Below are 17,696 nucleotides of genomic sequence, written 5' to 3' on the forward strand. Positions count from 1 at the left end.
GGTCAGGTCATTGAGGTGGGCTGCATGGCGCATGCGCGTCGTAAATTCCATGAACTGCATGTGACCAAAAAAAGTCAGGTCGCTGAACAGGCATTAGTGCTGATTCAGAAACTGTATGCCATAGAAGCAGAACTCAGGAAAAAGACCGATGGTACAGCAGAACAGCGCCGCGAATACCGACAACAGCATAGTCAACCGGTGATGCAACAACTGTATGAATGGCTCAACCAACATCAACTGACTGTGCCATCGAGTTCTCCAACCGCCAAGGCGATCAATTACACTCTGAAGCGTTGGCCAGCCTTAAGCCGCTATCTGGATGATGGCAATCTACCGATTTGCAATAACTGGGTGGAAAACCAGATGCGCCCCTGGGCGTTGGGACGTAAGAACTGGTTATTTGCAGGTTCGCTGCGCAGCGGTCAGCGAGCAGCCAATATTATGACATTAATCCAGTCAGCAAAGCTGAATGGGCTGGATCCCTATGCCTATTTAAGTGATGTGCTGAAAAGGTTGCCGACACATAAAGTGACTCAGATTGAAGAATTGCTACCACACCGCTGGAAACCGGAACCGAATTAAAAAATAGGCATGGGGTTCAGCGGACGCTTACGGTCTAAGCCCTGAATGCCTATGCCTTTGGGGCCTCCTGCTGCACCTGGAATAATATCGACGTGTTGGGCATGTAAGCCTTCTTGTTCAATCAGTTGGCGTGCCAGATGTCCTGCGCGAATACTAAGTGCAGGGACACGTTTATGCAAAATCTGAGTCATGCTTGATCTATAACGCTACAAATGTGCATTAATTGTAGGCGTGGTGATTTTTGCAACAATGGCGAGAGGCATCACTTGGTGACTGATGAGTCATACTATGGTTTTTTAGGATGAGTTAGGGGAAATCAGCGTGATAAAAAAGCCTGCTTTAAAACAGGCTTTCTAATTTTTTTATCGTTTAATCAGTTTGTTATCAAGCAATGTAGCTTTATTTGGCTATACGCCAAATCGCCAAGAAACTTGCCAACGCGATTAAAACAATAGAGACATACCACGGTGCAATAATCGCAATGGAGAGGAAAATGGCCATAATGCTGCCAAAAATCCAGCTGCGTTTTTGCTGATGTTCCATTTGCAGACGCATGCTTTGTAATTCATGTAATTGTTTGGAATGCCAAGCCGATTGGTTTTTTAAACCATTTAAACTGTCAATCATTAAACTTGGTAAGTCTTGTGCACCTAGTAACAGGTCGGGAATTTGCTGCCCAATTTCTTTGATATTTTTGACTGGATTCATATTGGCTTTAATCCAATCCGTTAAAATTGGTTTTGCCAGTTTCCAGATATCCAGTTCAGGATATAAGTCTGTGCCCAAGCCTTCAACGTGCACCAATGTTTTCAGTAGCAGCATCAATTGTGGTGGAATTTCCAAATGGAAACGACGTGCAATATCCATGACCTGAATCAGAATGCCAGCAAAGTCCAATTCGTGCATCGGTTTAGACACCATTGGCCCGACAGTACGACGCATTTCGCGGGCGAGGGCATCTTGATCTGTGCCTGGTGGAATCCAGCCAGCTTGATGTACGACTTGAATCAGCTGCATAAAGTTGCTGTTCATCACTGCTAGCAACATACGCGCTACGGTCATTTGGTCATGCTTGGACAGCTCGCCCATAATCGCACAATCTAGCGCAATAAAACGCGGATTATTCGGATTGATGGTTTCCACGAAGACGTTGCCAGGGTGCATATCGGCATGGAAAAAGTTGTCACGGAACACTTGGGTAAAGAAAATTGTGAGGCCTTTTTCTGCCAAATCGGCACGATCCATACCCAAACGATCAAAGGTTGCTGTGTCGGAAATTGGCACGCCTGTAATGCGCTCTGCCACCATTACATCTTTACTGTCCATATAGACTTCAGGCACATACATCATGCTTGAGCCTGTAAAGTAGTGACGCATGCGGCGGGTGTTATCCGCTTCTAAGGTCAAATCCAGTTCGTTGAGAATAATTTGACGATAGTCCTGAATAATTTCAGATAAATGTAGAGCACGTGCCGCTTCCAGACGTTTTTCCAGTGCTGCACCGAGCCATTCCAGAATTTCAAAATCTTGTAGAATTTGCTGGCGAATATCGGGACGGGTGACTTTAACCACGACTTCACGACCATCATGCAAGGCGGCGGTATGGACTTGCGCAATGGAGGCTGCTGCTAAAGGTTGCTCATCAAAACGGGCAAACAGGGTGTTGATGTCTGCCTTGAGCGATTGCTGAATTCGCATTTGTGCCACGTCAGAACCGAATGGTTTGACACGGTCTTGTAGCAACACCAATTGCTGTAAAACTTCAGGCGGAATCAGGTCACGACGTGTAGACAGCAATTGCCCAAGTTTAATTGCCAATGGTCCCATTTCTTCTAAAGCTTCTTTGAGCTTCAGCGGGTTTTTACGCTCTTTACTTGACCAAGCCGCAGGGTGCATGCGAATAAAACTGAGTGCATGACGTGCCTTTTCTGGTAGTTCTTCCGCAGGAAACAACGTGTCGAGTCTATAGTGCGCGGCAATGCGCCAAAGTTCGAGTAAACGTGAAACGTGCGGAATCATAAAGACTTATTCCCTAGGGCTGAGTGGAGTTTAAGGTGTCAGAAGCGGTATCTGGCTGTGCATCAAGCTGCGTTTGTAGCTGTTGGATTTTGGCTTCGGCACGGTCTAAATTTTGTTGAAAAATGCGCGTATCTTGTTGTAAGTCATCCATTTGCCAGCGTGGGGCAAATAAACCACTGTCTTCTTTTAGGGCATCTTCAGCAAAGAACAAATGGCTGTGTAGACTGCGTTTTAAATGCTTGGGTGCAAGCTGAATTTTGCCAACTTCATGAGCCAAAGCAGGACCAATCCAAGGGCTTAAATGTGCGGCCAAGTCTAGTTCAGCCTGCTGCATAATGCGCTGAATATCTTGTAAAAGATGATAGTCACCTTGTAGGGGAATATTGCCCACTTCATCGGATAGCAACAGTTTGAGCAATTGCACCACATTTTTAACATGCAAAGTGGTCGTTGCGGGGCTGATATTTTGCGCTTGATCAAACCTTGCGAAGCTAGAGCGCTTCTCATGCTCAAAAATAGAAGGCTGCTCGCTGTGACCTGTTGCAGTAGGTTCTAAACGAACTTTGTTGTCATCAAAAAAGACATCTACAGAAAGCTGTGGCGAATCGAGCACCACACGCAACATTTTGCCGTGTAGTTGGTTGAGCTGGATGCGAGTAATCGCATCCAAATCAATAACATGATGAATCAGTTTCTCAACTGCACCAAGGGCGAGAATTGACCACATTGCGGTACGCCTTAGAGTTTAAAACCACGGTGAACGGCAACAATACCACCAGTCAGGTTGTGGTAATCACAGTTTTGGAAGCCTGCCTGTTCCATCATGCCTTTTAAAGTGCGTTGATCTGGGTGCATACGAATAGATTCAGCCAAGTATTTGTAGCTTTCTGAGTCGTTTGCGACAATTTTACCCATCAATGGCAATGCTGTGAATGAATATAAATCGTAGAGTTTTGAGAACGGTTCAAATACTGGTTTTGAAAATTCTAAAATCAATAAACGACCACCCGGCTTGAGTACGCGGTACATCGCTGCCAAAGCTGCATCTTTATCGGTCACGTTACGTAAACCAAATGAAATAGTCAGTAAGTCAAAGCTGTTGTCTTCAAATGGTTCTAAAGTTTCGGCATTCGCCAACACGAAATCGACATTGGTACAGCCTGCATCAATTAGACGGTCACGGCCAACATTCAGCATAGATTCGTTAATATCTGACAGTACCACATGACCTGTAGGGCCAACTTCACGGCTAAAGACTTTGGCTAAGTCACCCGTACCGCCTGCAATGTCCAGTACGCGCTGACCACGACGTACACCTGACATATTAATCGCAAAGCGTTTCCATAAGCGGTGAATACCAAATGACATTAAGTCGTTCATAATGTCGTATTTGCTTGCAACCGAGTGGAAGACTTCTGCGACTTTCTGGGCTTTATCTTCACTGCTGACGGTTTGGTAGCCGAAGTGTGTGGTTGCACCGACATTGCCTGTGTTGGCACCGCGCGGCAAATTATATTTTGGCACTGAACCCGTAACAGGTGTATCCGTTAATTTTTGTTCTAAAGATTGTTGCTGACCTTGTGGAGCGCCTTGCGGTAGAGGTTCGGTTAAGAATGGACTCACTTTGTCTGTTGGTTGTGCCGACTCGGGAGTAGCGGTAGGCGTTTGATTTTCATTCGACATTGGAGTCACTCCTCAGATAAAAAGGCTTAAGGCTGCAGTGTATGCATGATGACAGATTCTAAGCACTTGTACAGTAATCATCATGCAATTGTTATGAATAATATACAGAAAAAATCAAATAGTGCGCTAGCCATGCGCGGAATTGTTGGCTATTTCACAGAATGAGCAATCCTCTGCTTGAGCTGACAGATGGCTTAAAGATCAACTGAGTAAACATGCCTACGATTGAAAGGGGTGTAAGTCACCTGCATGGACTTTGGCAATAATCTTGCGTTCTGTGGCTGTGAATTGTTTCACAAACTTTTCTGCAGATTTGAGGGGTTTCATGGCTAAGAAACCATCTTGCATAAATTCATACATGATTTGAAAACTGTATTTTTGAGCTGCACCTTTGCACATTTTAAATGCGGTATAGACCACAAAAGAGCGCATATATTTATCTAGGTTTTTACCCAGTTCATCCAACATATTTAATTGTTTTAAGCGTGCTTCGCCCTGATCGAGCTTTAAATAAGTCAGACGCATCATCTCATCATTTAAAGGCATATTTTCAGGATAGTCCTGTAGCAATTGTATCGCGACTTGTTCATCTAACTGCACTGCCAAAATCGCCAGACTTACCCCAGAAGTCCCTGTTTTTATTGCATTTTCAGGGATGATTTTTTCAGCTTTGTGTGCATATTTCAGTAGGCGAGCAATTTGACCTGCCAAAGCGTCAAAATCTGGACCGCCATATAAGCGGTTTAAAAAATATTCAGCCATCAAGACATTGTGCTTTTCGGCAAACTGTGTGGCATGGGTGCGTTGCATACGCTGTTTTTGCCATGCTTGAACATCTTGTAAGCGTTGAAAAAGCATAGGATTTTTATGATATTTAAATTGATAATACAGTTCTAACAGCTCATCTAAAGCAGCAAGTTTAGACATAGGGTGTCTCATTATTGAGTTGAATGGGCAAATCTTAATGTGAGTTTGATCTCGTCGCTATGACAAATTACACAGAATTCCAAACGGCAAAGGTCAGTGTGTGAGATTAATCTACAAAAATAAGCGAAAAGTTGTTAAAAAATGGGTCGATATTCGTATACTGATCAAAGTCTGTCGCTCATTCTAATATCGTAAATATAGATGAATGATCAGCAGAGCTTAAATAACACAACAATAGGGTAGATGATGTCACAAGCACATACTGAATTTAAACTCATGGAAGAAGAACAACTTTCAGTCGAGCTAATTGAAGCCCAATATGCTTTAAAAAACACCAAAGGTGAAAAAAATGCCAAAAGTTTGCTGATTTTAGTGAGCGGCATTGAATTGGCGGGTAAGGGTGAATCGGTTAAACAATTAAGAGAATGGGTCGATCCGCGTTATTTAAGGGTAAAAGCCGATGCACCGCACCCGTTTAATCCCAAACAGACACTTTGGCAGCCTTATGCACGTTTTATTCCTGCCGAAGGTCAAATTATGGTGATGTTTGGCAATTGGTATAGTGACTTATTAAGCACAGCCATGCATGTGTCTAAACAAATTGATGACACCATGTTTGATAACTATGTCGAAAAAATGCGTGCCTATGAAGAAGACTTAAAAAATAACCATGTGGATGTCATTAAAATCTGGTTCGATTTATCGTGGAAATCACTACAAAAACGACTAGATGATATGGAACCGAGCGAAGTGCATTGGCATAAATTGCACGGCTTGGATTGGCGCAATAAAAAGCAATATGACAGCTTGCAAAAGCTGCGCCAACGCTTTACCGATGACTGGATTATGATTGATTGCGAAGATGAAACCATCCGCGATCAACAATTTGCACAGCATATTTTACGTGCTTTAGAGCATTGTCCTGTGCATCCGACCAGTTCGGGCATCACTTGGCAAGCTGCAGAAATTCCAGAAGTTTTGCTTAATCCTATATCTGAATCGGTCAATGAGGATGACTATAAAGCAGAGTTAAAGAAACTCACGAAAAAAGTGGCAGATGCACTGCGTTTAGATAACCGTAATGTCAGCATTGTTTTTGAAGGAATGGACGCAGCAGGCAAAGGCGGCGCGATTAAACGGATTGTAAAAAAACTGGATCCGCGTGAATACGAAATTTACACCATTAGTGCACCTGAAGCCTTTGAAATCAGTCGTCCTTATTTGTGGCGTTTTTGGACGAAAATTCTGCCTGAAGAAAAAATCAATATTTTTGACCGTTCTTGGTATGGGCGGGTATTGGTAGAACGTGTAGAAGGTTTGATTAGCCCACTGGAATGGCAACGTGCTTATGACGAAATCAACCGTTTTGAAAAAGACTTAAATGATCATCAAACTGTCGTCATCAAATTTTGGTTAGCCATTAGTAAAGATGAGCAGGAGCTGCGTTTTAAAGCACGTCAGGAAACCGCACATAAGCGTTTTAAAATTACAGATGAAGACTGGCGCAACCGTAGCCGTTGGGATGATTATTTGGTGGCTGCGGCAGATATGTTGCAACGTACCAGTACCGAATATGCACCGTGGCACATCATTCCTAGTAATGACAAAAATGCAGCACGTTTGGAAATTTTAAGAACTATCTTGAAACAACTCAAGGCAGAATAATCTGCCTTTCAGGGCGAGCATATTTTTTGCTGCTATTGCGTTATGAGTCAGTCATTTAGAATGACTAAACTTCCTGCCTCATGCCTTATATCAGCTAAAAAATCTTGCGAGATATATCTCTCACACCAAAAACATAGGTGAATGATCAACAGACCCTATGCATTTACAACTTTGGCTTGTTTAAGCTGAATGCTTTTTGCTAGTTTATAGCTTTCTTCAACATGTGTTTCGGCAATTTTTTTCATAATAAAATAACCCAAACCTGCTGCCACCATTTGTCCACCCAATGGAATAAACTTGGTCACTTGTTTGGTGATGTACTTGGCTGCGACATTATTCAGGGATTTTTTTACTGCAGTACGCGCCACGACTAAGCCTGAAAACTCCACACCGCGTTTACGCAATTCGCTCCAGTGGACTTTTCGGGTTTCAGGATCGTACACGCTGACTTGTTCAGGAGATAAGCCAAAACGTGCATTAATTTCTGGAATCAGTTGCGACAAGATGCCCACATCAATGACAACGTCTAAGAACGGCACAGGAATGACGGCTGCACCTGCAGAAAAATAGGCACGTTTTTTGACCAGTTCTAGGCATTCTGCACGAATCATTTCCAAGTCTAGGCTTGGATCAATACTGTCTGGAATTGTCTCTCTTTTTATCATAAGTACAACCTTAAAATGGCGGATAATCGTATGCTGTTTGGTAAATTAAACCACTTTATTCAAAGCACTTTTTGAATAAAGTAGGCAATAAAAGTATGCTTGTAAAGTGGCATACACCGTTGTAAGTGTATAGCCAATAATCTTTATTCTTTTGTTGTGCTTGAGGCAAATGATAGATCAACGGCCTTCTAGTACATTTAATACATTCTTATTCAAAATAAATTAAAGGATACCTTATGGCGATTCATGTCATACAAAGCCAACGTATAGAAGTTTTAGTCAATGAAATGCTGAAAACCATACGTCAACCGACATCGAATCCGCTTCAGGTGCTACAAACCCAGCATTTTATTGTGCCTTCAGTGGCAGTAGAAAAGTGGCTGACGGAAAAAATAGCCGAGCAAAAAGGCATTAGTGCCAATACTGAATTTCATCATCGTATTCGTGCCTTTCAATGGGCCGCTTATCAGGCAGTTTTAGACGATAAAGATCGGGTGCGTCAGGCAAATATTCCGCGTATTGTGATGCAATGGCGTGTGTTTTATGACTTACAACCGTGGATACAACACGAACAAAACCCACTTCCTGCCGAGCATGCTTTACATCGTTTGATTCAGCGAATTTATGACAGCGCAGAGCAATTGTCACAGGGTTTAGAAAAGCAGCTCAAAAAGCAAAACATGCTGTATTGGGTGGCAGATAAAGTTTCACGTTTATTTAGCAATTACATGGTTTATCGTGGTTTTTGCCAAAAAGGCTGCGAGGGTGTCTGCCAATGTCAAAGCAATTGGTTAGCGGTTTGGGGACAGCAGAAACGCCTGAACTTAAAGCAGCAAATTTATATCCCTAAAAACTTTGAGAGCGAAGAAGAAAAACAAGCGGCATTGGAAATAGCCGCATTTACTCAAGAGCAAGCCGAAGAATTAGAGCAATGGCAAAGTTGGTTGTGGTTGCATATTTTTCATGCAGATTTTGAAAAAATGCAGGAGATTGATCTGCAATTTTGGCAAGCTTTGGGCGAGCCTGAAAATCCAAATTCGTGTATTAACAAATTACCCAAACAGTTGGTGATTTTTACCTTATTGGATTTGCCGCCAAGCCAGTTGTTGTTTATTCGCCGTTTGGCGCAGTATATGGATATTTTTATTCTGCATTACAACCCATCGCAAGAATATTGGGCAGACATGGTCGATCCTAAGTGGAAATTAAACATGGATGCGCGAATCAAAAGTCGCTTTATTCGCGAGATGGAAAGTCAAAATAAAACTGTAAGCGATGATGATATTGCTGCGTATATCAAAAAATATAATGGTGAATTTAATGCCGATATGCGCGAGTCACATCATCCCTTGCTGACACGCTTTGGTAAACAGGCACGTGATCACTTTTCTTTATTGGCGGCGTTGTCAAGTGGTGATGAAGGCGAGTGGTATGATCTTTTCCCTGAAGAAGAGCCGCAGCATTTACTGGGTAAAATTCAATCGGATGTATTGAATTTGGTTGAGCCAGTCGCGCAGGCGTATGACTTAGATCCTGCCGATGAGTCATTGCAAATTCATGTGTGTCATTCAAGTTTACGTCAGCTTGAGGTACTCAAAGATCGTTTAATTGCATGGCTAGGACAAGATGACAGCCGCCAAGCCAGTGATATTTTGGTGTTGAGTCCGAAACTCAAAGAACAAGAATCTTTAATTCGCAGCGTATTTGCTGCACCGCCAAGTGAACGTGATCTCTATCAGAAAGGACAACAAAAATCACAGCAGAATCAAGCCGCTTTAGGGCATCAACTCAGTCAAGATAGTGTGTATTTGCCTATTCAAATTGCAGGCATCAGCTCTTTAGACATTCATAATGCTTGGCGTGCGGTGGTTGGGCGTATAGCGCTAGTACAAGGACGTTTTAGCTTTGAGGAGTTTGGCGACTGGTTGAGTTTAGCTGCCACACAACAGCGTTATGCCTTGAATTTAAACAATATTGAGCGCATGAATGAGTTGTTGGCCAATGCAGGTTTTAAACGTGGTTTAGATGCCGAGCATTTAAAACGCAGCCTGAGTGCAGATGATCAAGATTATCGGTTCAGCTTAAAGTTTGCTTTAGATCGTTTGGCTTTGGGCGTTGCAGTGCCAGAGCATTGCGTGGTTCAGCACACTTTAAGTTATGCCGATGTGCAAAGTAGCGATTTTGAATTGATTTTTAAACTGGTTCAAATTTATCAGGATTTTGCACAGCGCCGTGATTGGCTAATTCAGCATGAATTGGGGCAAGCCAAAACGGTGGAATATTGGCTCAAACAACTGATGCAAGACTTGAGTGAGTTTCAGGATGCAGGAGTAGATGTGTTGGCATCGGTGTTTAGTTTGGTACAAAAACATGACCGTATGCTGACCTTAGCCAGTTATTTTGATGTGCAGTCGGGTCAAGATTTGCGTCATTTAAGCTTACCGCTGGATTATATTCTGCAAGAAATTTCAGCCCAGCTCGAAACCCAACTCGAACAAGCCAGTCCATCGGGCGCCATTACCTTTAGCCAAATTGGTGCAATTCGTCCGCTGCCATATAAGTTGATTGTGATGTTGAATTTGGACAATGGCGTGTTCCCAAGTCGTGATCAGCAATTGGCTTTTGATTTGATGCAATTATTAAAACCACAACTGGGAGATCGTTCACGCATTGAGGATGATCAGGGGGCGTTTTTAGACAGTTTATTGTTGGCGCAAGACAGTGTTTGGTTATTTTATAACGGTTTTGATGTCAGCGATGGTGAGGTACGTGATCCATCCGTGGTGGTGCAGGAATTTGTGCAGCATTTGGAATTGATTGTGAAACATCCCGATAGGGCTAGCGATTCACGCTTAAATTTGAATGGTGTCGAGATTCCCGCACAATTGAAATCTCTTTATCACTTACATAGTTTGCAACCTTTTGATCAACTGCGTTTTGCCGAAAGCCGTGAAGTTCGCTTTAAAGATCAATGGTATCGGGTTGCCAAACAAATGCAGCAAGAAACCACACCACGCGAAGCATGGTTTGGTGAATATCCATTATTGCCACAAGACGTGGTGGTACTCGACAGTATGCAATGGATTCGAGATGTATGTTTCCCTGCACGTGCCTATTTAAAAGCGATTGGAGTCGAAAATTTACAATCCGACACTGCTGCAATGAACCATGAGCCACTGATTTTAAATGGCTTGGAAAAATATAGTGTGCGTGATTTTTTACTCCAACATGGCACGCAAGATGCAGAAAGCTTGTTGCAAGATACTTTACCTGTGGGCAAAACTTTAAATGCCACGTTTAAAACGGGACTGCAAGAACAGCAATATTTACGTGACATACTGCAGCAGTTTGCAGATGAGGCAACCGCAACAACGCAACAGCTTTGGAAAATGAATCCGCATTTGCATATCCGTATTCAAGTGCCTGAACAGCCTACAAAGCTTTGGTGTAGCGTGGTGGCAGCGAGTGCCAGACCAAAAAAATATGCCGAAGTATGGTTGGAATATCTGTTCTGGGTGGCTTATCAGAACACAGAACAGCAAGATTTAGAGCGGATTGTGGTGTGTAAAGATGCGGTGATTCATTTTGCCAATATCCATGCACAGCAAGCACACGAGTATTTAGCCCAGTGGTTTGAGTTCTGGAAACACGCACAGCAATATCCTGTGTTATTGCCTGCGGCTTTGGTTTTAAAAATGAAAGATAAAAAAGAATTTGAAATTCAGTGGGATGAAGCTCAGTCCGATCAAGTTTTGAATATGGAAAGCTTCGTAAAACATTGGCATGACGGTGCTTGGGGAGGTTTTATTGATGAAAGTGAGAAAAACCACCCAGACTGGGCATTTATTTTTCAAGACAGTGAAACTGAACCGTTGTTGATTGAGGCGTTTCAGCAATATAGCCATCGACTGTATCAGCCCATCATTGAAAATTATGAGTCTACGAAAAATCTTCAAAAACAAGGGGAATCTGCGTGAACTCATCTAGCCCATTCCCAATTTGTTATGACCCAATTCAAGAGATGCAATTTAAAGGTTTGCATTGGATTGAGGCATCGGCAGGTACAGGCAAAACCTATACTTTATCGAGTTTGATGGTGCGGATTTTCCTGAAAGATTATTTGCCTAATCAAGTGATTGCGACCACATTTACCCGTGCCGCCGCAGCCGAGCTAAAAAGTCGTATTCGTGCACGCTTGCTTGAAACCCAACAATATATCGACCAGTGTTTAAACCAGTCTTTAGATCAGCGCGCCCTTACAGAGAAAATTGCACAACTACAAGATCCTTTACTCAAACATATTTTGCAGGAATATTGTTTAAAACTGGACTATGCCAGTTCACGTTTGAAGTTGGTGATTGCACAACTCGATGAGTTGTTTGTAGGAACATTGGATAGCTTTAGCCAAAAATTATTGCGTGAATTTTCCTTTGAAAGTGGCAAAATTGAGCGTGCCAATATTACCGACCAAGCATCGGTCTATACCGAACAATTGCTGCATGATGTGCTGCGTGAATGGATTCAGGCACAGCCTCAGCATGTTGTGGACTATATGCTGTTATGTGGGCGGTTGAAATCTGCAGCAGACTATGAGGGGTTGGTCAATACCAGTTTGAATTTTGCATCGGCAGAGATTCAGGGCATAGATCAGGCACAATTGGAGGTACAAGATTTAGCAGAGGCGTTGCAGAATTTAACCAGTATCACCATCCCACAAATTGAAGAATTAAAAGAATATTATGATGGTGAATATAGCTTTAGTTTTTCCCATTATGTCGCGGGGAGTGACAAGAAGGGGTTGCAGCCACTATTTACAGAAGCTTTGCCGAAACTGATTGAAAAAATTAAGCATAATCCTTTAGAACATTATTTTAATTCACACCTTGCTGCATTGTTTAATGCGGTCTTTGCAATATATTTGAATCAAGACGGTAAGCTCAGAAAATCAATTTTTAACAAAGCGAAAGCACCATGTACGCAAGAGGTGCAAGATGCTTTTTTTGATCATCCTGTGATCCGTAAAATTAAAGCAGTGGTGGATGCCAAACTTAATTTTGAGCGTCAAATTGAATTGGTGGATACCAATTTAAAATTCTATTTGGTACAACACGTCAAACAGCGTTTACCGCAACTTTTACAGCAAAAAGGGGAAACCACTTTTGCACAACAAATTCGCAGCTTAGCCGAAGCTTTGCAGGGAGAACGCGGGCAGCGTTTTGCACAGTTTGTGCATACCCGTTATCCACTGATTTTGGTGGATGAGTTTCAGGATACCAACCAAGATCAAGACGACATGTTGGCGCAAATTTGGCGTAATCCAAAGTGGTATATGCGCGGTTGTATGATTATGGTGGGCGATCCTAAGCAGGCGATTTATGGTTTTCGCGGTGGCGATATGCTGACCTATAACAATGCCCGTGATGACGTGCTGAAAAAACAAGGTCGCATTTATTCACTCAGACAAAATCATCGTTCAGTGAAAGAGTTGGTCTGTGTGGTGGACGAGCTATTTCAACGCCAACCCGCTTTTGGTGAGAAAGTGATTTATGAACCTGTCATTGCAGGTTCACGTCCTCATCCTGCTTTAATGGATCGGCAACAGGTCAATCCTACACCGCTGCGTTGGGTAACGGTGGAACATGATCAGGATGAGTCCATTCAAATTGCACGAAAAATTCGCGAGTTATTAAATCAAGGCATTGCAGGCGATTTATATTTTGATCACTCTTCAGGCAAAGTCGCTTTACAAGCCGATGATATTGCCATTTTATCGACCAGTCATCAAAAGCTTGATCAAGCCCAATACGAGCTTGAACGGATTGGAATTCAGGTCAATAGAAGTAGTCAGCGCAGTGTTTTTACAGGCTTTTTAGCCAAAGATGTGGCGGCAATTTTAACTGCAATTTTACATCCTTATGATGAAGCCAAGGTCAAGCGTGCCTTACTGACACGTTTATTGGGTTATAACCTGCAACAGTTGATTGAACTTGAGCAACAGGGGTTAGGTCAGTTTATTTATGACTTCGACTGCATTCGGGAAATGTGGGTCAATAAAGGCTTTTTAACCGCATGGAATTACTGCCTGAACTTATTTAAAATTTGGGAAAATTTGGTGGCAAAACGCAGTTTTGACAATGAACGGCATGTGGTGAATTTACGCCATTTAACCGAATTGCTGAGTCGTCAAAGTGAACGCCATCAAGGGGCTTACATGCTGTATTACTGGTATTTACAGCAAGTTGAATCACCTGCCAAACGCGATTGGGAAATTGAACGAAAACTTTCTAATGCGGCAGGCGTGAAATTGATGACCATTCACCAGTCCAAAGGCTTGGAGTTTAAAGTGGTCTTTTTGATGTCGGCAGATCAGCCGCCCAAATCTGACAAGTCTGCTTTGGTGTTTGCAACGCAGGAAGAGCAAGGCATTGAGCAACGTATCATTGCCATTAAACATAAAGACATAGATGCCACAGCAATGCAGCAGCACAGTGAGCGCCGTTTGGCAGAGTTGAATCGGCTTTGGTATGTGGCACTCACCCGTGCCAGTTATCGGGTCTATGCGATGCTAAAACAGCCTACGCCTGCAAAAGAAGGTAAAAAAGAGGCTGCACCAAAATCTGCTGGTTTAAATGTCTGGCGTTTACAAGCGCCAAGTTCAGCAGAAATTGCAGCAGCATGGAGCTGTGATGAAGCACCTCTGACACAATTGGCGGCAGCATTACAACTTGAACAAGTGCAAGAAATTAAGATTGAAGCTGCAGATTTTCCGCAGCGTCGCTTTTATCCACGAACCAAAACCAGTTTTAGTGGCTTGGCACAACATTTACCTGCCGCCATGCGTAGCGATACTTTGGCATTGGCAAGCGAGGAGCAGGCTGCTGCTGCCGACGAAATCAATCAGGAACCTGTCGAAACGGAACAGGAAATCGTACAGGTGGCTCAACCGATTGCATGGATCAAAGCTAATTTTCAGCGTGGTACTCAAGCGGGGAGTTTTTTACATAAACTCTTTGAATATATCGACTTTCAAGCCAGTCATGATGACATTTTTGAAGAAGTCAAACGCCGTTTTCATAACGACAAAGAGTTTAATTCAGATGTGTTATTGGTAGATTTGATTGCAAAACTCGACACTGCCAAAGGCAGCGCGACTGTGCAGGAAGCAGATATTTTTGCGCACATGACCGAGTGGCTGAAGGATGTGTTGAATACTCCTTTGCACGATACTTTCCAGCTTTCCGCCTTATCTACTGCACATTATTTATCAGAGTTTCCATTCTATTTGGCGTTGGCAGATCAGCGCTTATTTATTCAAGCAATTCAGCAATTGTTTGAAGATGCGGGACATCCTATTCAAGATTTAAATGAAGCCGCTACTGCGCGTTATCTGACAGGCTCAATTGACTTGGTTTATTTTGATGGGCAGTGTTATCACATTGCCGACTATAAGAGTAATTATTTGGGTGCCGATCAGCGCGATTATGAAAAAACCAACCTTGAACACAACATGACCCAATCGAGTTATTGGTTACAAGCGGCCTTGTATTTGGTGGCGTTGCACCGTTATTTGGGCAGTCGTTTGCAAGATTATGATATTCGGCAACATTTGGGTGGAGCCAGTTATTTGTATTTGCGTGGTATGCAGGGGCAAGCAGGGCAAGGGGTTTGTCATTGGCGGCCAGATGCGGAATTTATTCTGCAACTAGATCAAATATTGGGTTACTTTGAACTTAAAAAATAACGCTAAGTCAGCTTATCGACTTAATAAAACAATTGCTTATCCTGTGGATAACTTTGAGGATAACTGTGTGGAAAACAAGCATATTCACTTAAATTCAGCTCAAACGCCAATGCAGGCGTGGATGGATTACCTATGTCAGCCGCCATTTAGCAATGTCACTTTTGATGCTTCAGCGCAAATTTTGATGCAACAGGTACTCGATGCTATTCAGCAAGGGGATAGCTGTATTCCTGCAACCGCAGAACAAGTGGCGGCATTGCAACATTTGCACATGAACTTGCAGCGTAGCGCTTTAAATCCTGATCCACAAATTGCACCGTTTGTATTTGATGGGCAGCGTTTGTATTTGTATCGCTACTGGAAACTGGAACATCAGGTCGCCAGCGATATTTTACGGATTCAGGCGCAGCTGCCATTGTCATTTGAATTACAAGCCGAACAGCTTAATTTATTACAAGATCCTCAGCAGCAAAAAGCGTTACAGACTGCGGCAACTCAAAGTTTGAGCATTATCACAGGTGGGCCAGGTACAGGAAAAACCTATACTTTGGCGCATATTATTGCGGTGCTCAATCAAGCTTTACCAAATATTCGGATTGCGATGGCGGCACCGACAGGCAAGGCAGCACAGCGGATGCAGGAAGCCTTGCAAAATGCTTTGAATAGTCAAGCTTTACAAGCGTTTAATGTCGATGCCTTGCGTCAATTACAACCTGTGACGTTGCATCGTTTATTGGGTCTGGGCAATACAGGCAAGCCACGTTTTCACGCCAAACAACCTTTACCTTACGATGTGATTGTAGTCGATGAAGCTTCGATGCTGGATTTAAGCCTGTCACAGATGTTATTGGCCGCCATTCCTGCGCAGGCACGTTTAATTCTGTTGGGCGATGCCAATCAATTGGCTTCAGTCGATGTCGGTACAGTATTGGCCGATTTACAGCAAGTGCCTGAACTCGCAAATAACCGTGTCAATTTAGTGACCACACGTCGTTTTGCTGAAGGTGCAAAAATTGGCGCAATGGCGAAGTTTATTCAGCAAGAACATTCTCCTGCACAGGTTTTGGCTGAGTTTGAACAGCAAGTCGTGGCAGCAGGTGAATTAAAGCCAATTCAATTTAAGCAAGTCGAAATAGATGCCCTACAACTGCAATATTTACCTCAGCAAAATGGGCAAATTTCAGCGGAAAATTTAGCGCATTATTATGATCAGCTGATGTATGGTTATCAGGCTTATGTAGCGGTATTAAAAGCACATACTTTGGGCTTGGAACAATCAAGTACAGCATTTCAAGTGCATGTTGAGAATGTGGTGAATGTATTTGATGATTACCGTATTTTAACCGCAATTCGTCATGGTCATTTGGGTTTACAACAACTGAATTTGCAGATTGAAAAACGCTTGTTGCAACAGTTAAAACAAACCAAACATGGCGATTGGTATGCAGGACGCCCCGTCATGATGACCTATAACGATTATCAACTGGGGTTGTCGAATGGTGATATTGGCATCTGTTTTATGCGAGAGCAGAATGATCAGCGCCAGTTTGAAGTATATTTTCCAAGTTTAAATAAGTGGGTGCCTGCAACACGCTTACCTAAAAATATTGAAACCGCATTTGTACTTACTATTCATAAATCGCAAGGTTCTGAATTTACTCATACAGCTGTGGTGTTGGATGCTGCGGCAAAAAACTTGCTGAGTAAGGAGCTGATCTACACTGCCATTACCCGTGCTAAAAAAGTCGTAAGTTTGTTGGTTGATGCGCAAGCTTTGCAGCAAGCTTTGATGATTCGTACCCGTCGCAGCAGTGGTTTATTAGCCAGAATTAATGACGCTTTGGATTGTTAAGTAAAACTGAATAAGAGATGGTTTTGTACGAAATGGCTTACATTGATTCGAGAAATTTGCGCATAGAGATTTCAAGATCTTTTTGAGAAGATGACTTCACATAAAAAGCTCAATAGGGATAGTTGAGCATAATCGCAGAATAATAACGATAAATGTCGAAAGACAGCGAACTGACAGGACGTGAGTGAGAAGAGGAAACTTACAGCCGCTAAGCCTTGTAGTTTTGGGAGAGACTACAGGGCTTTTTTATGCCTGTAAGTTTGGGTGATTTGCAAAATGCTGACAATGCTTACCTGTTGTAAGAAAAAGCTTACAAACAGATACGAGAAATACGACTTCTTTCACTTTAGTATTGTGGCAAAATCTACCACACAAGGACGTGAAAGCAAGAACAGGAATGTTCAGAGAATAAGACGCGAAAACGCGCAAATAACCACAATAAACAAGACAATAAGAATAATAAGACAAGAAACTACAGCGCAAAAAACAGCCCGAGCTATGCTCGGGCTGTTTTATTTTAACGGCAAAATATTCCAGTGGATGAAAAGCAGTTGGCAAAATA

10 protein-coding genes and 1 pseudogene are annotated in these 17,696 nt (G+C 42.7%); 5 read left to right on the top strand and 6 right to left on the bottom strand.

From position 1 onward, the window contains the following. A partial coding sequence (locus HYG89_RS03050) for an IS66 family transposase (protein ID WP_178866012.1) occupies positions 1–582 on the top strand: 582 nt, incomplete at its 5' end. A 29-nt stretch (positions 583–611) separates the two neighbouring features. Here the strand turns inward: HYG89_RS03050 and HYG89_RS03055 are convergent. The 5 genes and pseudogenes from HYG89_RS03055 to HYG89_RS03075 form a co-directional block, all read right to left on the bottom strand. Beyond that, positions 612–773, bottom strand: a pseudogene (locus HYG89_RS03055) (patatin-like phospholipase family protein); the annotation flags it as partial. A 208-nt stretch (positions 774–981) separates the two neighbouring features. Then, entirely contained in the window at positions 982–2,601 is a 1,620-nt protein-coding gene (locus tag HYG89_RS03060) for an AarF/ABC1/UbiB kinase family protein (RefSeq protein WP_178866013.1), read from the bottom strand. A gap of 13 nt (positions 2,602–2,614) precedes the next feature. After that, on the bottom strand, positions 2,615–3,328 hold the full coding sequence (locus HYG89_RS03065) for an SCP2 domain-containing protein (RefSeq protein ID WP_178866014.1): 714 nt from the start codon (positions 3,326–3,328) through the stop codon (positions 2,615–2,617). Between the two features lie 11 nt (positions 3,329–3,339). Beyond that, the gene (gene ubiE, locus HYG89_RS03070) at positions 3,340–4,284 is read right to left on the bottom strand and encodes a bifunctional demethylmenaquinone methyltransferase/2-methoxy-6-polyprenyl-1,4-benzoquinol methylase UbiE (RefSeq protein WP_004975907.1); all 945 of its coding nucleotides are present in this window, start codon (positions 4,282–4,284) and stop codon (positions 3,340–3,342) included. 219 nt (positions 4,285–4,503) lie between these two features. Beyond that, entirely contained in the window at positions 4,504–5,211 is a 708-nt protein-coding gene (locus tag HYG89_RS03075; RefSeq protein ID WP_178866015.1) for a hypothetical protein, read from the bottom strand. A 246-nt stretch (positions 5,212–5,457) separates the two neighbouring features. On the opposite strand from HYG89_RS03075, the gene HYG89_RS03080 reads away from it, so the two are divergent. Next, positions 5,458–6,876, top strand: coding sequence for a phosphate--AMP phosphotransferase (locus HYG89_RS03080; protein WP_178866016.1), 1,419 nt, complete (start codon positions 5,458–5,460; stop codon positions 6,874–6,876). Positions 6,877–7,031: 155 nt separating this feature from the next. Here the strand turns inward: HYG89_RS03080 and HYG89_RS03085 are convergent, their stop codons facing one another. Further along, complete coding sequence (locus HYG89_RS03085; protein ID WP_004975913.1) at positions 7,032–7,541, bottom strand: hypothetical protein; 510 nt, start codon at positions 7,539–7,541, stop codon at positions 7,032–7,034. A 236-nt stretch (positions 7,542–7,777) separates the two neighbouring features. On the opposite strand from HYG89_RS03085, the gene HYG89_RS03090 reads away from it, so the two are divergent. From HYG89_RS03090 to recD, 3 genes are all read left to right on the top strand, one after another. Continuing rightward, positions 7,778–11,518 carry an exodeoxyribonuclease V subunit gamma gene (locus HYG89_RS03090; RefSeq protein ID WP_178866017.1) on the top strand — a complete coding sequence of 1,247 codons (3,741 nt, stop codon included), beginning with the start codon at positions 7,778–7,780 and terminating at the stop codon, positions 11,516–11,518. Positions 11,519–11,562: 44 nt separating this feature from the next. Next, positions 11,563–15,282 (top strand): UvrD-helicase domain-containing protein, encoded by a 3,720-nt coding sequence (locus HYG89_RS03095; RefSeq protein WP_178866115.1) that lies wholly within the window; start codon positions 11,563–11,565, stop codon positions 15,280–15,282. A gap of 109 nt (positions 15,283–15,391) precedes the next feature. Continuing rightward, positions 15,392–17,134: an exodeoxyribonuclease V subunit alpha gene (recD, locus tag HYG89_RS03100; protein ID WP_218644909.1), complete on the top strand. Its 1,743-nt coding sequence runs from the start codon at positions 15,392–15,394 to the stop codon at positions 17,132–17,134. Positions 17,135–17,696: the final 562 nt, after the last annotated feature.

It is taken from the genome of Acinetobacter sp. SwsAc5, assembly GCF_013391485.1.
In the GTDB taxonomy this organism is placed as follows: Bacteria; Pseudomonadota; Gammaproteobacteria; order Pseudomonadales; family Moraxellaceae; genus Acinetobacter; species Acinetobacter towneri.

Bases quoted from the DNA above. Each gene is read 5' to 3' on its own strand.
- HYG89_RS03060 (WP_178866013.1), bottom strand. From the start codon at position 2,601: ATGATTCCGCACGTTTCACGTTTACTCGAACTTTGGCGCATTGCCGCG.
- HYG89_RS03065 (WP_178866014.1), bottom strand. From the start codon at position 3,328: ATGTGGTCAATTCTCGCCCTTGGTGCAGTTGAGAAACTGATTCATCAT.
- ubiE (WP_004975907.1), bottom strand. From the start codon at position 4,284: ATGTCGAATGAAAATCAAACGCCTACCGCTACTCCCGAGTCGGCACAA.
- HYG89_RS03075 (WP_178866015.1), bottom strand. From the start codon at position 5,211: ATGTCTAAACTTGCTGCTTTAGATGAGCTGTTAGAACTGTATTATCAA.
- HYG89_RS03080 (WP_178866016.1), top strand. From the start codon at position 5,458: ATGTCACAAGCACATACTGAATTTAAACTCATGGAAGAAGAACAACTT.
- HYG89_RS03085 (WP_004975913.1), bottom strand. From the start codon at position 7,541: ATGATAAAAAGAGAGACAATTCCAGACAGTATTGATCCAAGCCTAGAC.
- HYG89_RS03090 (WP_178866017.1), top strand. From the start codon at position 7,778: ATGGCGATTCATGTCATACAAAGCCAACGTATAGAAGTTTTAGTCAAT.
- HYG89_RS03095 (WP_178866115.1), top strand. From the start codon at position 11,563: ATGCAATTTAAAGGTTTGCATTGGATTGAGGCATCGGCAGGTACAGGC.
- recD (WP_218644909.1), top strand. From the start codon at position 15,392: ATGCAGGCGTGGATGGATTACCTATGTCAGCCGCCATTTAGCAATGTC.